Origin of the sequence: Candidatus Pantoea soli (genome assembly GCF_007833795.1) — a bacterium.
GTDB lineage: Bacteria > Pseudomonadota > Gammaproteobacteria > Enterobacterales > Enterobacteriaceae > Pantoea > Pantoea soli.
Genome location: NZ_CP032702.1, coordinates 3,417,161 through 3,433,834 on the forward strand (window position 1 = coordinate 3,417,161; position 16,674 = coordinate 3,433,834).

Sequence of the window (16,674 nt, forward strand, 5' to 3'; positions counted from 1 at the left end):
AGCGGGCAGCTTTAAGCCGGCACATCCCCAAGCACGGTGGCGCGGTGCATCACGCGGCGCGCCGGATAGTAATCGGCATTGGCATAATGCTGCGTCACGCGATTATCCCAGATAGCAATATCGTCCGGCTGCCAGCGCCAGCGCACCTGAAACTCCGGTTTTGTCGCATGGGCAAACAGGAACCCGAGCAGCGCCTCGCTCTCCTTCTCACTCACACCCAGCAGGCGCGTGGTAAAGCCTTCATTCACAAACAGTGCTTTGCGTCCGCTTACCGGGTGGGTACGAATCACCGGATGCTGCACCGGCGGATGTTTGGCTACCGCCTGCCGCCAGCGCTGATGCTCCTCTTCCGTCTTGCGGTATTTGTACTCCTGGAATGATTTCGTAAAGTCATGCTCCGCCTGCAGTCCGCTCAGCAGCTGTTTCATGGGCGCAGACAGCGCCTCGTACGCCGCAATACCGCTGGTCCACAGCGTATCGCCGCCGCTCTCCGGCAGCAGCTTAGACGCCAGAATGGCGATCGCCGGCGGCGTCTGAATAAAGGTGACATCGGTATGCCAGTTATCGTTATCCGGCGGATTATCCTGATGGGTATCCAGCACAATAATCTCTTCCACGCCCTCCGCATGCGGATACACCGGATGAATGTGCAGATCGCCGAAGCGCACGGCCAGCGCACGCTGCTGTGCCGGCGTAATCACCTGATTGCGTAAAAACAGCACCTGGTGGCGCAGCAGACCGTGATAAAGCTGCTCAAACTGCGTATCGCTCAGCGGACGGCTGAGATCGACAGCGCTGACCTCTGCCCCGATATTCGGGCCCAGTGCGGTAAAAGTAAGGCGTTCGTTCATGACTGTTCTCCATTCCACGGCGTCAGGCGGCGCTGTAACGCGCGCAGGCCCAGTTCTAAACTCAATGCAATCAGTGCGATGACGGCGATTCCCGCCAGTACCACGTCGGTTGCCAGAAACTCGCCCGCCGACTGCACCATAAAGCCCAGCCCGCGCGTGGCGGCAATCAGTTCTGCGGCCACCAGCGTGGACCAGCCCACGCCCAGGCCAATACGTAATCCGGTAAGAATTTCCGGCAGAGCGCCCGGCAGAATCACAAAGCGCAGCAATTGTGTGCGGGAGGCGCCCAGCGCCTGCGCCGCACGCATACGCACCTGGCGCGCCTGTTTCACGCCTGCCAGCGTCGAAAGCGTGACCGGCGCAAAAATTGCCAGATAGATCAGCAGAATCTTCGAGGTTTCACCGATACCGAACCAGATCACCATCAGCGGCAAATAGGCCAGCGGTGGCACCGGACGATACAGTTCAATCAGCGGGTCGAGCAGGCCGCGGATCGCCGGGCTGAGGCCCATGGCGATGCCCACCGGAATGCCGGTCAGCGCAGCAAAAAACAGCGCGATCAGCATGCGCGTCAGGCTGGCCGACAGGTGCTGCCATAAGGTGGCATCCATAAACCCCTGCGGACCGGCAATCTCCAGCAACTTACGCAACACCTGCTGCGGCGGCGGTAAAAACAGCGGTGCAATCAGCCCCTGCGCGGTCACGCCCCACCACACCAGCAGCAGCACCGCGACGCTCAGCAGGCTCAGCGACAGCGGGCGTGACAGCGGCCAGCGCAGCGAACGCGTGCGTGGCACGCTGCGCTTCTCATCCAGTACGCTACTCATACAAACGCCTCCCGCCGGGCAAACACCTGGTTCAGCACATATTCGCGCCGTTCAATAAACGCCGGATCCGATTTGATCTGGCGGCACGGCTCACCGGCAGCAAAGCGCTGACCAAAATCGAGCGTCAGGCGCTCAACAATCCGGCCGGGACCGGGCGACAGCAGAACCAGCTCACTGGCAAGAAAGACCGCTTCTTCAATGTCATGGGTAATCAGGACGATCTGCTTGCCGGTATCGCGCCACAGCGTCAGCAGCAGGGTTTGCATCTGTTCACGGGTAAAGGCATCCAGCGCGCCAAACGGCTCATCCAGCAGCAACAGCTGCGGATCAGTGGCCAGCGCGCGGGCAATACCAACACGCTGCCGCTGCCCACCCGATAGCTGCCAGATAAACCGCGTTTCAGCCCCTTCCAGCCCCACGCGACGGATCAGCCGCCGGGCGATGGCGTGCCGCTCTTTTTTGGCCATGCCCGCCAGTTGCAGGCCAAACGCCACGTTATCGATCACATTGCGCCACGGCAGCAGCCCTTCATGCTGAAACACCACGCCACGCTCAGCGCCGGGTCCGCTGATCGCCTTGCCGTTCAGCGTCAGGGAGCCGGAGGTCAGCGGCAGAAAGCCGGCGATCAGGTTAAGCAGCGTGGTTTTGCCGCAGCCGGAAGGGCCCAGCACCACCAGTAACTCCCGCGGGCCCAGCTGCAGGCTGATATCCTGCAGCGCCGGTTGTCCACCATAGTGCGCATTGAGATGGGTCATGCTGAGCATAGAACCTCCGTTAGTGCGCCAGCGGCGCGACAAAGCGGGTGGTCACAAAGCTGCTGTAGTCACTGGCGGCTTCCGGCACCCGGCCCTGCTCTTTCAGAAAACGCGCAGTATCGACGATGGCTTTATTCACTGGCTGGCTGAGCTGTTCTGTCTGCTGCTGCGCGGTCAGGTAGGTGTTGCCTTTTACCAGGCCCGGTACGTTCCCTGCCGGCACGCCACTCAGACGGGCAAGTTTGCTCAGGTTATCCGGCTGCTGCAGCCACTTTTCCGGGTTAGCCAGATAGGCCTGCTGCGCATCAATGGCGCTGCGGGCGAAGGCGGTCACCACTTCCGGATGCTGCTGCGCAAAATCTTTGCGCACAACCCAGACATCCAGCGTCGGAGAACCCCACGCGCCAACCTGAGAGGAATCGGTCAGCACATGCCCGGTTTTTTCCAGCTCATTGACGGCCGGCGCCCAGACATAGGCACCATCAATATCGCCCCGCTGCCACGCGGCGATGATCGCCGGCGGCTGAAGATTGACCAGCTGCACCTGTGAAGGCTTAATGCCCCAGTGTTTCAGCGCGGCCAGCAGGCTGTAGTGCGTGGTAGAGATAAAGGGAACGGCAATACGTTTGCCGATCAGCTGCTGCGGATCGCTGATGCCCTTTTTCACCACCAGCGCCTCAGAGTTACCCAGCTGCGAAGCCAACAGAAAAGCCTCAATCGGCAGCTGCTGCGTGGCGGCGACCGCCAGCGGGCTGGAACCGATATTGCCGATCTGCACGTCACCGGATGCCAGTGCGCGCAGCACGCTGGCACCGCTGTCGAATTTGCGCCAGTCCACGGTCGCGCCGCTGTCGCGGGCAAAGGTATTATCGGCCTGCGCGACCTTGGCGGGTTCCGCTGACGTCTGATACGCCACCGTTACCTTTACCGCTTCTGCCTGAAAAGCCAGCAGCGCCAGCGCCGCTGCGATTATCGTTTTTTTAATTGCCATCATCCTGCCCCCCCGTGTTATGTCGTGAGGGCAGTGTTACCAGCGGCAACCTTTTCATAAAGGAATTAAAAATTATCCCTCATGAAAATCGGTTCTTAGATCAACATCAGAGAAGGCTATGCGAAAAAGGCAAATGCAAAGAACGCATCAGCAATGAAATATGTCAGGCGCTCACATGCAGTCTGTGCTATTGATCTTCTCCTGATTTCCTATCTTCCATCTACGGTTCTGGCATCCATGTCCATTGAGAAAGTCGCACGCCTTGCGGGCGTGTCGAAAGCGACGGTTTCACGGGTTTTGAATCAGCATCCCGGCGTGCGTCCTGAGACCCGCACCCGCGTGCTGGCGGCGATTAATGTATGCGAATACCAGCCAAATCTGCTGGCGCGTCAGCTGCGGACTTCTCAAAGCAATATGCTGCTGGTGTTGATTTCAGATATCACCAATCCCTTCTGTTCGCGTGTGGTTGAAGGCATTGAGGCAGAGGCCGAAGCGCAGGGTTATCACATCCTGTTATGCAACACCCGCTCACAGCTGCGGCGTGAGGCGGCTTATATTGCCTTGCTGACGGGAAAAGTGGCGGATGGCGTCATCACCATGGATGCTGCCGATTGCTTGCAGGAGCTGCAGGGGTTGATTGGCGAATCACCGTGGGTGCAGTGCGCCGAATACGATCCGGCAATTCCGGCCTCCAGCGTCAGCATCAATAACCGGGAAGCCGCGTTTGAAACCGTGCGCTTTCTGGCGGACAAAGGCCGCCGCCGCATTGCGCTGGTTAACTGCGATATGCGCTATCTCTACTCTCATCAGCGCGAAGGCGGTTACCGTGATGCTCTGGAGCAGCTTGACCTGCACTGGAGCCGCGTGGCCTATGCCGGCAATATCACCTGCGAAGCGGGCAGCGCGGCGCTGCGCGAATTGCTGACGGGCCCGGATCGCCCGGATGCGGTGTTTGCGGTGTCGGATGTGCTGGCGGTCGGCGTGGTGCATGCGGCACTGGAAGCGGGCCTGCGCGTGCCGGAGGATCTGGCCGTGGTGGGCTTTGACGGCATCAATTTTACCAGCAGCCTTAACCCGCCGCTGACGACGATTGAACAGCCGATGAATCAGCTGGGCGCGCGCAGCGTCCAGCTGCTGCTGAACCGTATCCGGCAGCCGCACGCGCCCATCGTGCACGAGGTGCTGCCGTGGAAGCGCGTGGAGCGCGCGTCCAGCTGACTCAGCGCCAGATCAGCAGGACGCAGGCCGCTGTCAGCGCACCCATCGCCAGGTTAAAGATTTTCCATGCGCGCGGGCTGCGCAGCAGGCGGCCAATCAGCGAACCAAACCCCATCCAGATAACGCCAGACAGCAGATTCACCAGCGCCATGCCGGTGCTGATCGCCAGCACCGAATGGAGATAAGCGTCCCCGGCGAGGCTGAAGCTGGCAACGGCGCCCAGCGCCATCAGCCACGCTTTCGGGTTGATCAGCTGCAGCAGCCCGCCCTGCCAGAACGGCATCTGCTTCACGCTGCGATCTTCCGTTTCCAGCGGCTCATACTTCGCGGTGGCGATTTTCCACGCCAGCCACAGCAGATAAATGCTGCCGGCAATTTTCAGTACCAGATGCAGTGAGGGGTACAGCAGAATCAGGCCGCCAATGCCAAACGCCACCATCAGCAACATCACCTGCATGCCAATCATGATACCTATAAGCAGCGGAAGGGTGCGCACGAAGCCAAAATTAGCACCCGAGGCGGTAAGTAACATATTATTGGGCCCCGGCGTAATGGCAGCGACCCAGAGAAAGCCCAGCATTGAGAGAAAAAGACTCAGTTCCATGTATATTCGGGTGCTCCTCACCCAGAAAAGCGAACAACCCATCGAAGCTATCAGCGAGTTATGCATCAGACAAGCACTATCCCAAGCTATTTTGATCGCCCGAACGGCGAGCGCTTTACCCCGCTGCGCGGCTTCAGCAATGCGCATCTGCAAACCCTGCTGCCGCGTATTCTGCGCCGGCGCATAACCCTGCGCCCGCACTGGCAGCGCCTGGACCTGCCGGACGGCGACTTTGTCGATCTGGCGTGGAGCGAAGACCCGGCACAGGCGCGCCATAAACCGCGCATGGTGATGTTTCACGGGCTGGAAGGCAGTTTCCGCAGCCCGTATGCGCATGGCCTGATGCAGGCGTGTCAGGCGCGCGGCTGGCTGGCGGTGGTGATGCATTTCCGCGGCTGCAGCGGCGAACCTAACCGCCTGCAGCGCATCTATCATTCCGGTGAAACCGAAGACGCCACCTATTTTCTGCACTGGCTGCAGCGCGAATGGGGCACGGTGCCCACCGCGGCCGTGGGCGTCTCGCTGGGCGGCAACATGCTGGCCTGCCTGCTTGGCCTGCAGGGCAGCAGCGCACCGCTGGATGCCGCTGTGGCCATCTCAGCCCCGCTGGCGCTGGAACCCTGCAGTGAAAAGCTGGATGTCGGCTTTTCGCGCTTTTATCAGCACTACCTGCTGACCCAGCTGAAAAAGAATGCCACGCGCAAACTGCGCGCCTGGCCGGGTACGCTGCCGGTTGATCTTATCCAGCTGCGCGCTTTCCGCCGTCTGCGCGAATTTGATGACGCGATCACCGCCCGCGCTCACGGCTTTATTGATGCACGCGACTACTATCAGCGCGCCAGCGCCCTGCCGCTGCTGACCGGCGTACGCAAGCCGCTGCTGATCATTCATGCCAAAGACGATCCCTTTATGACGGAAGCGGTTATTCCGCAGCCGCAGCAGTTATCTGCCACAATTGACTATCAGCTGACGCAGCAGGGTGGACACGTCGGCTTTGTGGGTGGCAGCCTGCACAGACCGCAGATGTGGCTGGAGCAGCGCGTGCCGGACTGGCTCTCAACCTATCTGGATGTGTGATTGTGATTATTCCCTGGCAGGAACTTGAAGCGACAACGCTGGAAAACCTGATTGAAAGTTTTGTGCTGCGTGAAGGCACCGATTACGGCGAACAGGAGCGCAGCCTGGCGCAAAAAGTGGCTGATGTGCGCCGGCAGCTGGAACAGGGCGAGGTGGTGCTGGTGTGGTCGGAACTGCATGAGTCGGTCAATATTATGCCGCGGCGCGAATTTCGCGGCTGATGCGCCGCGCGGGAATTCGTGGTAACAATGCTCATCGCCGGACTTCACAGGGAGCACTGTTATGTCAGCCAGGCATCCAATCATTGCCGTCACCGGTTCCAGCGGAGCCGGTACCACCACCACCAGCCTCGCCTTCCGTAAGATTTTCCAGCAGCTGGATCTGCACGCCGCCGAAGTCGAAGGTGACAGCTTCCATCGCTATACCCGTCCGGAAATGGATATGGCGATCCGCAAAGCGCGCGATCTCGGGCGTCATATCAGCTACTTCGGCCCGGAGGCCAATGACTTTGCGCTGCTGGAGCAGACCTTCCGGGACTACGGTCAGAACGGTCACGGTCAGTCGCGCAAGTATCTGCATACCTATGACGAGGCGGTGCCGTGGAATCAGGTGCCGGGCACCTTCACGCCGTGGCAGCCGCTGCCGGAAAACACCGACGTGCTGTTTTATGAAGGGCTGCACGGCGGCGTCGTCACGCAGCAGAATAACGTCGCCGAGCATGTCGATCTGCTGGTCGGCGTAGTACCCATCGTTAACCTTGAGTGGATTCAGAAGCTGGTGCGCGATACCAGTGAACGTGGCCATTCACGCGAAGCGGTCATGGATTCGGTGGTGCGATCCATGGAGGATTACATCAACTACATCACGCCGCAGTTCTCGCGCACCCACCTTAACTTCCAGCGCGTGCCCACCGTGGATACCTCCAATCCGTTTGCCGCGCGCGAGATCCCCTCGCTGGATGAGAGCTTTGTGGTGATCCATTTTCGCGGGCTGGAAGGCATTGCCTTTCCTTATCTGCTGGCGATGATTCAGGGATCGTTCATTTCCCATATGAATACGCTGGTGGTACCGGGCGGCAAGATGGGGCTGGCGATGGAACTGATCATGACGCCGCTGGTGCAGCGGCTGATTGAGGGTAAACGCATTGAATGACCGCCGGGGTGGCGATGCCTGACGCAGGGTGACGTATTGCGCGTCGGGCATCGCACCGCGGCCGCTGGCTTACAACGCCTTCACTTCATAACTGTGGGTGATTTCCACGCCTTTACCCAGCATGATCGCCACCGAGCAGTACTTCTCAGCCGAGAGATCCACTGCGCGTGCCACTGCCTTATCGCTCAGCGCATGACCGCTGACGATAAAATGCAGGTTAATGTGTGTAAAAATGCGTGGCGCTTCTTCGCGCCGTTCCGAGGTGAGTTTCACCTCGCAGTCCGCCACGTCGTTACGCCCTTTCTGCAGGATTGACACCACGTCAATCGCGCTGCAGCCGCCGGCGGCCATCAGCACCATCTCCATCGGGCTGGGTGCTTTGTCGCCGGAATTCCCGTCCATTAATACCTGATGTCCGGATGAGGATTCTCCGAGAAAGGTTAACCCCTCAACCCATTTCACTCGTGCCTGCATATCTTTGTCTCCTGAAGCGGCGGTTTTGCCGCCAGAGTACGCTTTCACCTGGCAAACAGCAATCCGGACGCCTGCCCCTGCCGCTGAAGCGAGACAACACAAGACAGCCTGCAAAAGCTGTGCTACAAACAGAGCTGAAAATATTTTCGTCATTACAGACGAAGGCGGGACGAATCAAAAGCATCGCTTACGAATCCACCCCGAATAATTTTCCCTTACGGGAAACGCTTGACGATTTCACCGCCTGACAGGGAAAACTGCCCCCTGTGTTTTGGGCACGATTACAACAGAGGATAATAGCGAATGGTTCTCGGCAAACCGCAAACAGACCCTACACTCGAATGGTTCCTGTCCCATTGCCATATTCACAAATATCCATCCAAAAGCACCCTCATCCATCAGGGTGAGAAAGCGGAAACGCTGTACTACATCGTGAAAGGTTCCGTCGCGGTACTGATTAAAGATGAAGAAGGCAAAGAGATGATTCTCTCCTACCTCAACCAGGGAGATTTCATCGGCGAGCTCGGCCTGTTTGAAGAAGGCCAGGAGCGCAGTGCCTGGGTACGTGCGAAGACTGCCTGCGAAGTGGCTGAAATTTCCTACAAAAAATTCCGTCAGCTGATTCAGGTAAACCCGGATATTTTAATGCGCCTGTCGGCGCAGATGGCGCGTCGCCTGCAGGTGACTTCCGAAAAAGTAGGCAACCTTGCCTTCCTGGACGTCACCGGTCGTATCGCGCAAACGCTGCTCAACCTGGCAAAACAGCCCGATGCCATGACCCACCCGGACGGTATGCAAATTAAAATCACCCGTCAGGAAATTGGTCAGATCGTGGGCTGCTCACGCGAAACCGTGGGCCGTATCCTGAAAATGCTGGAAGATCAAAACCTGATCTCCGCACACGGTAAAACTATCGTCGTCTACGGCACCCGCTGATTTCTTCTCACCCACGGCGTAATGGCAACATTGCGCCGTTTTTATTTACGATGAGCTGATGTGGCGTCGAATCATCTATCATCCTGAGGTCAACTACGCGCTGCGGCAAACGCTGGTGCTGTGTCTGCCCGTGGCGCTCGGCTGGCTGGCGGGTGACCTGCAAAAAGGGCTGTTGTTCTCTCTGGTGCCGGCCTGCTGCAACATCGCCGGGCTGGATACCCCGCATAAGCGCTTCTTTAAGCGCCTGATTGTCGGCGGTGCGCTGTTCGCTACCGGCAGCTTTCTGATTCAGTATCTTACCGGGCTTAACGTGCCGCTGCCGCTGATCCTGCTGGTGCTGCCGCTGCTGGTTGGCGTAACCGGCGAAATCAGCCCGCTGCATGGCCGTCTGCTTCCCGGCACGCTGATTGCCGCCATCTTTACGCTCAGCCTCATTGGCCGCATGCCGATTTGGGTTCCACCGCTGCTCTACATTGGCGGCACGCTGTGGTACGGGCTGTTTAACTGGTTCTGGTTCTGGCTGTGGAAAGAGCAGCCGATGCGTGAAACCCTCAGCCTGCTGTATCACGAACTGGCGGATTACTGCGATGCCAAATATACGCTGCTGACCCAGCTGACCGATCCGGAAAAAGCGCTGCCGCCGCTGCTGGCGCGCCAGCAGAAAGCGGTCGATCTCATCACCACCTGTTATCAGCAGATGCACATGCTGTCAGCCAGTCGCGATAACAGCCATAAGCGCCTGACGCGTGCGTTTCAGGTGGCGCTGGATTTGCAGGAGCACATTTCAGTCAGCCTGCACCAGCCGGAAGAGGTGCAAAAACTGGTGGAGCAAAGCCACGCTGAAGCGGTGATTCGCTGGAACGCCCGCATCATCTCGGCGCGCCTGCGCGTGCTGGCCGACGCCATCCTTTACCATCAGTTAACCGGCCGTTTTGAGATGGAGAAGCCGCTCAGCGCACTGGAAAAGATTGCGCGTCAGCATCCGGATAACCCGGTGGGACATTTCTGCCTGTATCACTTCAGCCGCATCGCGCGCGTGCTGCGTACGCAGAAGCCGCTCTACACCCGCGATCTGATGGCCGACCGGCAGCGCCGTCTGCCGCTGCTGCCGGCGCTGCGCAGCTATCTGTCGCTGAAATCTTCAGCGCTGCGCACGGCGGCGCGCTTTGCCGTCATGCTGATGTTTGGCAGCGCGCTGGCGCTGTTCTTCAACATTCCCAAACCCTACTGGATTCTGATGACCATCCTGTTCGTCAGCCAGAATGGCTACAGCGCCACGCGGGTGCGTATTCAGCACCGTGCGCTGGGCACCTTTGCCGGGCTGCTGATTGCCGCGGCCTCGCTGCGGCTGGCGGTGCCGGAATCGATCGCCCTGCTGTTTATGCTGGTGATTACGCTTATCAGCTATCTGGTGACGCGCAAATATTATGGCTGGTCCATGATTGGCTTTACCGTCACGGCGGTGTATTCGCTGCAGCTGCTGTCGCTGAACGGCGCGCAGTTTCTGCTGCCGCGCATGATGGATACGCTGATGGGCTGCCTGATTGCCTTTGCGGGAATGATCTGGCTGTGGCCGCAGTGGCAGAGCGGCCTGCTGCGCCGCAACGCGCATGATGCGCTTGAGGCTTTTCAGGAGGCACTGCGCCTGCTACTGGGCCCGGAGCAGTCACCGCAAAAGCTGGCGGAACAGCGGGTCAAGGTCAATCAAGCGCATAACGCACTGTTCAACTCCCTGAATCAGGCCTCCAGCGAACCCGGTTTTAACGCGCAGTATCTGAAAGATATGCGGCTGTGGGTGACCCACAGCCAGTTCATTGTTGAGCACATCAATGCGATGACGATTCTGGCGCGCGAGCATACCATGCTGACCCCGACGCTGGCGGAGCGCTATCTGCAATCCTGTGAGATCGCGCTGCAGCGCTGTCAGCAGCGGCTTTCCTATGACGGCCCGGGCAGTGACACCAATATTCTGGAAGCACCGGATAGCCTGAGTGACGGGCCGGTGACGATTGTTGAACAGCATGTGAAGCGGATTCTGCAGCACCTGAGCGTGATGCATACTATCTCGTCTCTGGCGTGGAGCCAGCGCCCGCATCACGGTCGCTGGCTGAGTGCGATACGCCCGAAAGGCTAATCAGGCGGCCAGCACCTGCTGAATGGCGCGGGCAAACCGCGCCATTCCCTCTGCAATATCGGTGGGTTCAATTACCAGCGAAGGCGCAAAGCGGATAACATCGGTACCGGCCGTCAGCACCATGACGCCTGCAGCCGCAGCGGCGTTCAGAATATCGCGCGCTTTGCTGGCATGCTGCGGTTTCAGCACAGCACCGATCAGCAACCCTTTGCCCCGGATCTCACTGAAGATATCGTAATCGGCGTCTATTGCCTGCAGCGCCGTCACGAACTGCTGCCGACGCGTCTCCACGCCATTCAGTACCTCCGGCGTGTTAATGATATCCAGTGCGGTTTCGGCGACGGCGCAGGCCAGCGGATTACCGCCGTAGGTAGTGCCGTGTACGCCTGGCGCCATCACGGCGGCAATGGCGTCGGTAGTCAGCATCGCGCTGACCGGGAAGCCGCCGCCGAGTGCTTTGGCCGTGGTAATGATATCCGGCTGAATCGCATAGTGTTCATAAGCAAACAGCTTACCGCTGCGCCCCATACCACTTTGCACTTCATCCAGCACCAGCAGCGCATTGTGCTGGTCGCACAGCGCACGCAGCCCCTGCATAAATTCCGGCGTGGCGGGCATCACCCCGCCTTCTCCCTGAATGGGTTCCACGACGATGGCGCAGGTGTGGTCATCCATCACCGCTTTGACCGCGTCCAGATCGTTAAAAGGCACATGCACAATGTCGGCCGGCTTCGGGCCAAAGCCATCGGAGTACTTCGGCTGGCCGCCGACAGACACGGTAAACAGCGTGCGGCCGTGGAAGCCGTTGTGGAAAGCGATAATTTTGGTTTTAAACGGGCTGTGTTTTTTGCAGGCGTAATAGCGCGCCAGCTTAAACGCGGCTTCGTTGGCTTCCGCACCGGAATTGGCAAAAAACACCCGTTCAGCAAAAGTGGCCGCAATCAGCTTGCCTGCCAGACGCAGCGCCGGTTCGTTGGTGAACACGTTGCTGGTGTGCCACAGCGTTTCCCCCTGCCGGTGCAGCGTCTCCACCAGCGCCGGATGACAGTGTCCCAGGGCAGTCACAGCGATACCGCCGGAAAAGTCGATGTACTCTTTGCCCTGCTGATCCCATACGCGGCTGCCTTTGCCTTTCACCGGCACAAACTGCGCAGGTGCATAAACAGGCAAAATGACCTTATCGAAGGTTTCCCGGGTTACCGCTGGTTTTTCCGCTGCCATTGCTGACCTCATCAGGTTAATTATCGAACTGACGTGAAATTATAATCACGAAATATGCATAATAAATCACGCAATGGCAAACGGAAGTTACGTATTGAGGAAATTGGCCAGCAGCTGATGCCCCTGTTCACTGAGGATACTTTCCGGGTGGAACTGCACCCCTTCCAGCGCCAGCGTGCGGTGGCGAAAGCCCATGATCTCATCCGGCTCGCCGTCACGCAGGCTCCAGGCGGTGATCTCAAATTCAGCGGGCAGCGTATCGCGTGCCACAATCAGCGAATGGTAACGCGTGACGGTAAGCGGATTGGTTAACTGGCGGAAGACGCCCTGATTATTGTGCTGAATGACCGAAGTCTTGCCGTGCATTACCTGACGTGCGCGGATCACCTGCGCACCAAAGGCCTGAGCAATCGCCTGATGCCCGAGGCAGACGCCCAGTACCGGCAGGCGGCCGGCAAAGTGGCGGATAGCCGCCAGCGAAATGCCGGATTGATCCGGCGTGCACGGCCCCGGTGAAATCACCAGATGGCTGAGCGGCAGTGCCGCCATTTCTTCCAGCGTGATGGCATCATTGCGCACCACGCGCACGTCCGCGCCCAGTTCACAGAAATACTGGTAAAGATTCCAGGTGAAGGAGTCATAGTTGTCGATTAGCAGCAGCATAATGCCCTCAGGCCAGTAAAACCGCCGCTATTCTACGCATTTTACCGCGCCGGGCTCACCACTTTCGCAAACTGCGCGGTCAGAGGGGCCAGATCGCCCGCGACGCCGCTGACCAGCGCCGCCTGCCAGTTTTCGCGATCGGCCGCGTCCCAGTCCAGCAGGTAACCGGCATGCAGCGCCAGCTGTTCGAAGAAGATACGCTGCGCGCGGCCGTTGCCGGTACGGAACGGATGCAGCACGTCAATTTCGCAGTAGTAGTGCGCCAGCCGCGCGACAAATGTCTCCGGCGGCAGATTGGCCAGGCCCTGCTCCTCTTCCAGCGCACTCATCAGCGCGTTGCCCTCTTTCTCAATGTATTCGCAGTGGCAATAGGGCGTGTCGTCGCGCCAGATATCAATGGTGCGCAGCTCTCCTGCCCAGCTGTAGACATCCTGAAACAGGGTGCGGTGAATGTGACACAGGCGCGGCAGGCCAATCGCGCCCGAACCGAGCTCCAGCGTCGCCAGACGCGCCGCGCTGAATGCCAGCTCCGCTTTACGCAATTGCGCAGCATCGTGGATTTCCAGCCGGTTTTTCAGCACATCATCGTTGTGCCACAGATAGGGATCGCGCACCGCCAGGCTGTTATCCGCCATATTGCCTCCTCAGCGAAGCAAGGCGCTCTTCCGCCTGTTCCGCAGTGATGACGGCTTCATTAACGGTAAAACCGGCCAGCCTGCAGCTGGCCTGATAGCTGGCAGCGCGGCGCTGCTGCCACAGTGTGGCTTTCTGTTTTTCAGTGAGTTGGCTGGTCATAGCGCCTCCGGCAAACGGGAATTGCCCTAAGTATAAGAGCAAATGGCAGCTTTGCCGGAGCGCAGCCAGGCGCACCGGTGGGATCCGGCGCGCGCAGCCATTAAGGCAGGACTTTGGCAGCGGTGATCACCACCGGTTTAGAGGGCACGTTCTGATACGGGCCGACATCTTTCGTCGGTACCTGGGCGATCTTGTCGACCACGTCCATACCTTTCACCACTTTGCCAAACACCGCATAGCCGAAGTCACGCTGGCCGTGGTCAAGGAAGGCGTTATCCGCCACGTTCAGGAAGAACTGGCTGGTGGCACTGTCTTTCTCAGCCGTACGCGCCATGGAAATGGTGCCGCGCAGGTTGCGCAGGCCATTATCCGCTTCGTTTTTAATCGGCGCGTTGGTCTGTTTCTGCTGCATATCGGCGGTGAAGCCGCCGCCCTGAATCATGAAGCCTGGAATAACGCGGTGAAAAATGGTGTTGTTGTAAAAGCCATTGTTGACGTAATCAACAAAGTTTTTCACGGAAACCGGGGCTTTCTGATTATCCAGTTCGAGTTCAATATTACCCGCAGAGGTGGTGAGCAGCACATGAGTATCCCCTTTGGCTGCCAGAGCAGAAGCAGATACAGAAGAGAGCGCTAACAGGGCGACGGCCGCTGTCAAAGTACGTTTAAGCATGAAAGATTCCTTACCTTGGAGAGCTAGCTCAAAAACCCGATCGATTGTAAAGAGCATGTAATACAAGAGCCAGCGTTTTACCTATATTTACGCTGAGGTTACGATGGTCACACTTTTTCGCAACGCAATCATTTGCGTGATGAAAATCACACTATTAATGAAATATTTCTCGCTTGTTTCAGTGCTTATTTATTACGATCACAGTTCCATTTACAATTCATGACACTTTTGCCATCCCGGCGTACCACAGGCTCTGAACATGACAAACCGTAATCGCATTGGCCTTACCTGGATCAGCTTTTTCTCCTATGCGCTCACTGGCGCACTGGTAATCGTGACCGGTATGGTGCTGGACAACATCGCTCAATACTTCCAGCTGCCCGTTTCTGAAATGAGTAACACCTTCACCTTCCTTAATGCCGGTATTCTGGTTGCCGTGTTTCTGAACGCCTGGCTGATGGTGATTGTGCCGCTGAAACGTCAGCTGATCTTCGGTTTTATTCTGATGATCCTCGCGGTGGCCGGTCTGATGACCAGCCATAACCTCAGCGTGTTCTCGCTGTGCATGTTCGTGCTGGGCGTGGTCAGCGGTATCACGATGTCGATCGGGACCTTCCTGATTACGCACCTGTATGATGGTCGCCAGCGCGGTTCACGTCTGCTGTTTACCGATTCGTTCTTCAGCATGGCGGGAACCATTTTCCCCATCATCGCCGGTGTTCTGCTGGCGCGCGCGCTGCCGTGGTACTGGGTTTATGCCTGCATTGGCGTGATTTATCTGGCGATTTTTGTGCTGACGCTGATGGTAGATTTCCCGCAGCTGAAAAGTGAAGCCGCCGTACAGGGTGGCGAGAAAGAAAAATGGGGCGTTGGCGTGCTGTTCCTGTCGATTGCCGCCCTGTGCTACATCCTGGGTCAGCTGGGCTTTATCTCCTGGGTGCCGGAATACGCAACCAAATCTATGGGCATGGACATTGCGGCAGCCGGTCAGCTGGTCGGTAACTTCTGGACCGCTTATATGGTGGGCATGTGGGCGTTCAGCTTCCTGCTGCGCTTCTTCGATCTGCAGCGCATTCTGATGGTGCTGGCACTGCTGGCCACCGGCCTGATGTACTGGTTTGTCACCACCACGGAAGCCGGCATGCTGCACTGGATTATTATGGCGCTGGGCTTCTTCTCCAGTGCGATCTACACCACCATCATCACGCTGGGCTCGCTGCAGACGAAAGTCTCTTCGCCAAAACTGGTTAACTTTATTCTGACCTGCGGCACTGTCGGCACCATGCTGACCTTCGTGGTGACCGGGCCGATTGTGGCAAAAGGCGGCGCCCATGCTGCGCTCTCTACCGCAAACGGGCTGTATGCCGTGGTGTTTGTGATGTGTGTGCTGCTGGGCTTTGTGACTAAACATCGCCAGCACGGTCACATCACCCACTGACGGCTCATGCCGGTCGCGCCTTCGCCGTGACCGGACCCGCACTGACAGCGGCGCAGGATGCTGCGCTGCTGTCCCTGATGCACACTCCGGCTGTTCACCTCACGATGATGCCCTGCCACTTATAGCCTGATAACCGTGCCGCTCCGCCCTCTCCTGCACGCTATCCCGCTGCGATTATAGTTATCCGCGATCCTGCCGCTTATAGTGACTCTCTGGCTGCGCTGCCTGCGATACGCCGGCATTGTGACGCGGTGCACCAGGCTACCCGCAGCGCAGGTTTGCACACATCGGCTGTACAGCGCTGCGCTTTGCCGCCAGACTGACGCCAGCAATGAAAAAACAAGGAGTGATTATGCGTATTGTGTCTCTGCTGAGCGCCCTGCTGCTGCCGCTGAGCGCGGCGGTGCATGCCGCGCCGGTAACCTGGTCCGCGGTCATGGGTGAATGGCAGGTGGTGGCGGTTACGCCAAAGAAAGAGGATGGCCAGATCTATATCAAAAATGATCCGCAGTTTATGGGCGCACGCGTTGCCTTCAGGCCGGACAGCATAAGCTGGACGCGCGGCACCGCCGAGCGCAGCATCAATCCCGCAGTGGACAACTGCCGCGGCAAGCCGCGTCTCAGCGCCGCCAGCGGCGACGCACAGGATCGGGATTTCACCTTTCGCTATGGCTTCAACGTACGCTGTGGCGATCGGGCATGGGGACCGGCACCCGGTGCGGTGCTGAGCGTGCTGGCAGACGGTAATGCCCGGCTGTTCTGGGATGGCGCGGAGCTGGCCTTGCGCCGGGTGAAGTAAGGCGCGCTGAAGGCGAATCACGCCTGCGGCAGAGAAAGTGCGGTCCCGGCAGCCGGGACCGCAGCG

General features: G+C 58.6%; 19 protein-coding genes. 8 read left to right on the forward strand and 11 right to left on the reverse strand.

Annotated features, from left to right (window positions below):
* Nucleotides 1-11: 11 nt before the first annotated feature.
* Genes tauD through tauA form a run of 4 tightly spaced genes read right to left on the reverse strand, consistent with a single transcriptional unit; the run spans nucleotide 12 to nucleotide 3,427 of the window.
* Nucleotides 12-851 carry a taurine dioxygenase gene (gene tauD / locus D8B20_RS15875; protein WP_145889766.1) on the reverse strand — a complete coding sequence of 280 codons (840 nt, stop codon included), beginning with the start codon at nucleotides 849-851 and terminating at the stop codon, nucleotides 12-14.
* Nucleotides 848-1,678 carry a taurine ABC transporter permease TauC gene (gene tauC, locus D8B20_RS15880; protein WP_145889768.1) on the reverse strand — a complete coding sequence of 277 codons (831 nt, stop codon included), beginning with the start codon at nucleotides 1,676-1,678 and terminating at the stop codon, nucleotides 848-850. Before tauC ends, tauD begins: the two co-directional genes overlap by 4 nt.
* Complete coding sequence (gene tauB / locus D8B20_RS15885; RefSeq protein WP_145889770.1) at nucleotides 1,675-2,442, reverse strand: taurine ABC transporter ATP-binding subunit; 768 nt, start codon at nucleotides 2,440-2,442, stop codon at nucleotides 1,675-1,677. Before tauB ends, tauC begins: the two co-directional genes overlap by 4 nt.
* A gap of 10 nt (nucleotides 2,443-2,452) precedes the next feature.
* The gene (gene tauA / locus D8B20_RS15890) at nucleotides 2,453-3,427 is read right to left on the reverse strand and encodes a taurine ABC transporter substrate-binding protein (RefSeq protein ID WP_145889772.1); all 975 of its coding nucleotides are present in this window, start codon (nucleotides 3,425-3,427) and stop codon (nucleotides 2,453-2,455) included.
* 234 nt (nucleotides 3,428-3,661) lie between these two features.
* Between tauA and D8B20_RS15895 the strand changes: the two genes are divergently transcribed.
* Complete coding sequence (locus tag D8B20_RS15895; RefSeq protein ID WP_145889774.1) at nucleotides 3,662-4,642, forward strand: LacI family DNA-binding transcriptional regulator; 981 nt, start codon at nucleotides 3,662-3,664, stop codon at nucleotides 4,640-4,642.
* A 1-nt stretch (nucleotide 4,643) separates the two neighbouring features.
* Here the strand turns inward: D8B20_RS15895 and D8B20_RS15900 are convergent, their stop codons facing one another.
* A complete protein-coding gene (locus D8B20_RS15900) occupies nucleotides 4,644-5,246 on the reverse strand; it encodes a LysE family translocator (RefSeq protein ID WP_145889776.1) in 603 nt (200 codons plus the stop codon).
* A 60-nt stretch (nucleotides 5,247-5,306) separates the two neighbouring features.
* On the opposite strand from D8B20_RS15900, the gene D8B20_RS15905 reads away from it, so the two are divergent.
* The 3 genes from D8B20_RS15905 to D8B20_RS15915 all read left to right on the forward strand — a co-directional run bounded on the left by D8B20_RS15905 (nucleotide 5,307) and on the right by D8B20_RS15915 (nucleotide 7,475).
* A complete protein-coding gene (locus D8B20_RS15905) occupies nucleotides 5,307-6,323 on the forward strand; it encodes a hydrolase (RefSeq protein WP_145889778.1) in 1,017 nt (338 codons plus the stop codon).
* A gap of 2 nt (nucleotides 6,324-6,325) precedes the next feature.
* Nucleotides 6,326-6,544, forward strand: coding sequence for a YheU family protein (locus D8B20_RS15910; RefSeq protein ID WP_145889780.1), 219 nt, complete (start codon nucleotides 6,326-6,328; stop codon nucleotides 6,542-6,544).
* 61 nt (nucleotides 6,545-6,605) lie between these two features.
* Complete coding sequence (locus tag D8B20_RS15915; RefSeq protein WP_145889782.1) at nucleotides 6,606-7,475, forward strand: phosphoribulokinase; 870 nt, start codon at nucleotides 6,606-6,608, stop codon at nucleotides 7,473-7,475.
* Nucleotides 7,476-7,544: 69 nt separating this feature from the next.
* On the opposite strand, the gene D8B20_RS15920 is transcribed toward D8B20_RS15915, so the two are convergent.
* Nucleotides 7,545-7,949 carry an OsmC family protein gene (locus D8B20_RS15920; protein WP_145889784.1) on the reverse strand — a complete coding sequence of 135 codons (405 nt, stop codon included), beginning with the start codon at nucleotides 7,947-7,949 and terminating at the stop codon, nucleotides 7,545-7,547.
* Between the two features lie 303 nt (nucleotides 7,950-8,252).
* Between D8B20_RS15920 and crp the strand changes: the two genes are divergently transcribed.
* Nucleotides 8,253-8,885 (forward strand): cAMP-activated global transcriptional regulator CRP, encoded by a 633-nt coding sequence (gene crp, locus D8B20_RS15925; protein ID WP_000242755.1) that lies wholly within the window; start codon nucleotides 8,253-8,255, stop codon nucleotides 8,883-8,885.
* A gap of 58 nt (nucleotides 8,886-8,943) precedes the next feature.
* Nucleotides 8,944-11,019 (forward strand): YccS/YhfK family putative transporter, encoded by a 2,076-nt coding sequence (locus D8B20_RS15930; RefSeq protein WP_145889786.1) that lies wholly within the window; start codon nucleotides 8,944-8,946, stop codon nucleotides 11,017-11,019.
* Here the strand turns inward: D8B20_RS15930 and argD are convergent, their stop codons facing one another.
* The 5 genes from argD to ppiA all read right to left on the reverse strand — a co-directional run bounded on the left by argD (nucleotide 11,020) and on the right by ppiA (nucleotide 14,371).
* The gene (argD, locus tag D8B20_RS15935; protein ID WP_145889788.1) at nucleotides 11,020-12,240 is read right to left on the reverse strand and encodes a bifunctional acetylornithine/succinyldiaminopimelate transaminase; all 1,221 of its coding nucleotides are present in this window, start codon (nucleotides 12,238-12,240) and stop codon (nucleotides 11,020-11,022) included.
* Between the two features lie 87 nt (nucleotides 12,241-12,327).
* Nucleotides 12,328-12,903, reverse strand: coding sequence for an aminodeoxychorismate synthase component II (locus D8B20_RS15940; protein WP_145889790.1), 576 nt, complete (start codon nucleotides 12,901-12,903; stop codon nucleotides 12,328-12,330).
* Nucleotides 12,904-12,944: 41 nt separating this feature from the next.
* A complete protein-coding gene (locus tag D8B20_RS15945; RefSeq protein ID WP_145889793.1) occupies nucleotides 12,945-13,538 on the reverse strand; it encodes a putative adenosine monophosphate-protein transferase Fic in 594 nt (197 codons plus the stop codon).
* On the reverse strand, nucleotides 13,528-13,698 hold the full coding sequence (locus D8B20_RS15950; RefSeq protein ID WP_145889795.1) for a YhfG family protein: 171 nt from the start codon (nucleotides 13,696-13,698) through the stop codon (nucleotides 13,528-13,530). Before D8B20_RS15950 ends, D8B20_RS15945 begins: the two co-directional genes overlap by 11 nt.
* A 100-nt stretch (nucleotides 13,699-13,798) precedes the next feature.
* Nucleotides 13,799-14,371, reverse strand: a complete 573-nt coding sequence (ppiA, locus tag D8B20_RS15955; RefSeq protein ID WP_145889797.1) for a peptidylprolyl isomerase A — start codon at nucleotides 14,369-14,371, stop codon at nucleotides 13,799-13,801.
* A gap of 259 nt (nucleotides 14,372-14,630) precedes the next feature.
* On the opposite strand from ppiA, the gene tsgA reads away from it, so the two are divergent.
* Nucleotides 14,631-15,809 carry an MFS transporter TsgA gene (gene tsgA, locus D8B20_RS15960; RefSeq protein ID WP_145889799.1) on the forward strand — a complete coding sequence of 393 codons (1,179 nt, stop codon included), beginning with the start codon at nucleotides 14,631-14,633 and terminating at the stop codon, nucleotides 15,807-15,809.
* Nucleotides 15,810-16,161: 352 nt separating this feature from the next.
* The gene (locus tag D8B20_RS15965; protein WP_145889801.1) at nucleotides 16,162-16,608 is read left to right on the forward strand and encodes a hypothetical protein; all 447 of its coding nucleotides are present in this window, start codon (nucleotides 16,162-16,164) and stop codon (nucleotides 16,606-16,608) included.
* Nucleotides 16,609-16,674 lie beyond the last annotated feature (66 nt).

Excerpts from the sequence above, each read along its gene's own strand:
- argD (WP_145889788.1), bottom strand. The coding sequence starts at position 12,240 with ATGGCAGCGGAAAAACCAGCGGTAACCCGGGAAACCTTCGATAAGGTC.
- tsgA (WP_145889799.1), top strand. The coding sequence starts at position 14,631 with ATGACAAACCGTAATCGCATTGGCCTTACCTGGATCAGCTTTTTCTCC.
- crp (WP_000242755.1), top strand. The coding sequence starts at position 8,253 with ATGGTTCTCGGCAAACCGCAAACAGACCCTACACTCGAATGGTTCCTG.
- D8B20_RS15895 (WP_145889774.1), top strand. The coding sequence starts at position 3,662 with ATGTCCATTGAGAAAGTCGCACGCCTTGCGGGCGTGTCGAAAGCGACG.
- D8B20_RS15950 (WP_145889795.1), bottom strand. The coding sequence starts at position 13,698 with ATGACCAGCCAACTCACTGAAAAACAGAAAGCCACACTGTGGCAGCAG.
- D8B20_RS15940 (WP_145889790.1), bottom strand. The coding sequence starts at position 12,903 with ATGCTGCTGCTAATCGACAACTATGACTCCTTCACCTGGAATCTTTAC.
- tauD (WP_145889766.1), bottom strand. The coding sequence starts at position 851 with ATGAACGAACGCCTTACTTTTACCGCACTGGGCCCGAATATCGGGGCA.
- D8B20_RS15945 (WP_145889793.1), bottom strand. The coding sequence starts at position 13,538 with ATGGCGGATAACAGCCTGGCGGTGCGCGATCCCTATCTGTGGCACAAC.
- tauC (WP_145889768.1), bottom strand. The coding sequence starts at position 1,678 with ATGAGTAGCGTACTGGATGAGAAGCGCAGCGTGCCACGCACGCGTTCG.
- D8B20_RS15930 (WP_145889786.1), top strand. The coding sequence starts at position 8,944 with ATGTGGCGTCGAATCATCTATCATCCTGAGGTCAACTACGCGCTGCGG.
- D8B20_RS15905 (WP_145889778.1), top strand. The coding sequence starts at position 5,307 with ATGCATCAGACAAGCACTATCCCAAGCTATTTTGATCGCCCGAACGGC.
- D8B20_RS15900 (WP_145889776.1), bottom strand. The coding sequence starts at position 5,246 with ATGGAACTGAGTCTTTTTCTCTCAATGCTGGGCTTTCTCTGGGTCGCT.
- tauA (WP_145889772.1), bottom strand. The coding sequence starts at position 3,427 with ATGATGGCAATTAAAAAAACGATAATCGCAGCGGCGCTGGCGCTGCTG.
- tauB (WP_145889770.1), bottom strand. The coding sequence starts at position 2,442 with ATGCTCAGCATGACCCATCTCAATGCGCACTATGGTGGACAACCGGCG.
- D8B20_RS15920 (WP_145889784.1), bottom strand. The coding sequence starts at position 7,949 with ATGCAGGCACGAGTGAAATGGGTTGAGGGGTTAACCTTTCTCGGAGAA.
- D8B20_RS15915 (WP_145889782.1), top strand. The coding sequence starts at position 6,606 with ATGTCAGCCAGGCATCCAATCATTGCCGTCACCGGTTCCAGCGGAGCC.
- ppiA (WP_145889797.1), bottom strand. The coding sequence starts at position 14,371 with ATGCTTAAACGTACTTTGACAGCGGCCGTCGCCCTGTTAGCGCTCTCT.
- D8B20_RS15965 (WP_145889801.1), top strand. The coding sequence starts at position 16,162 with ATGCGTATTGTGTCTCTGCTGAGCGCCCTGCTGCTGCCGCTGAGCGCG.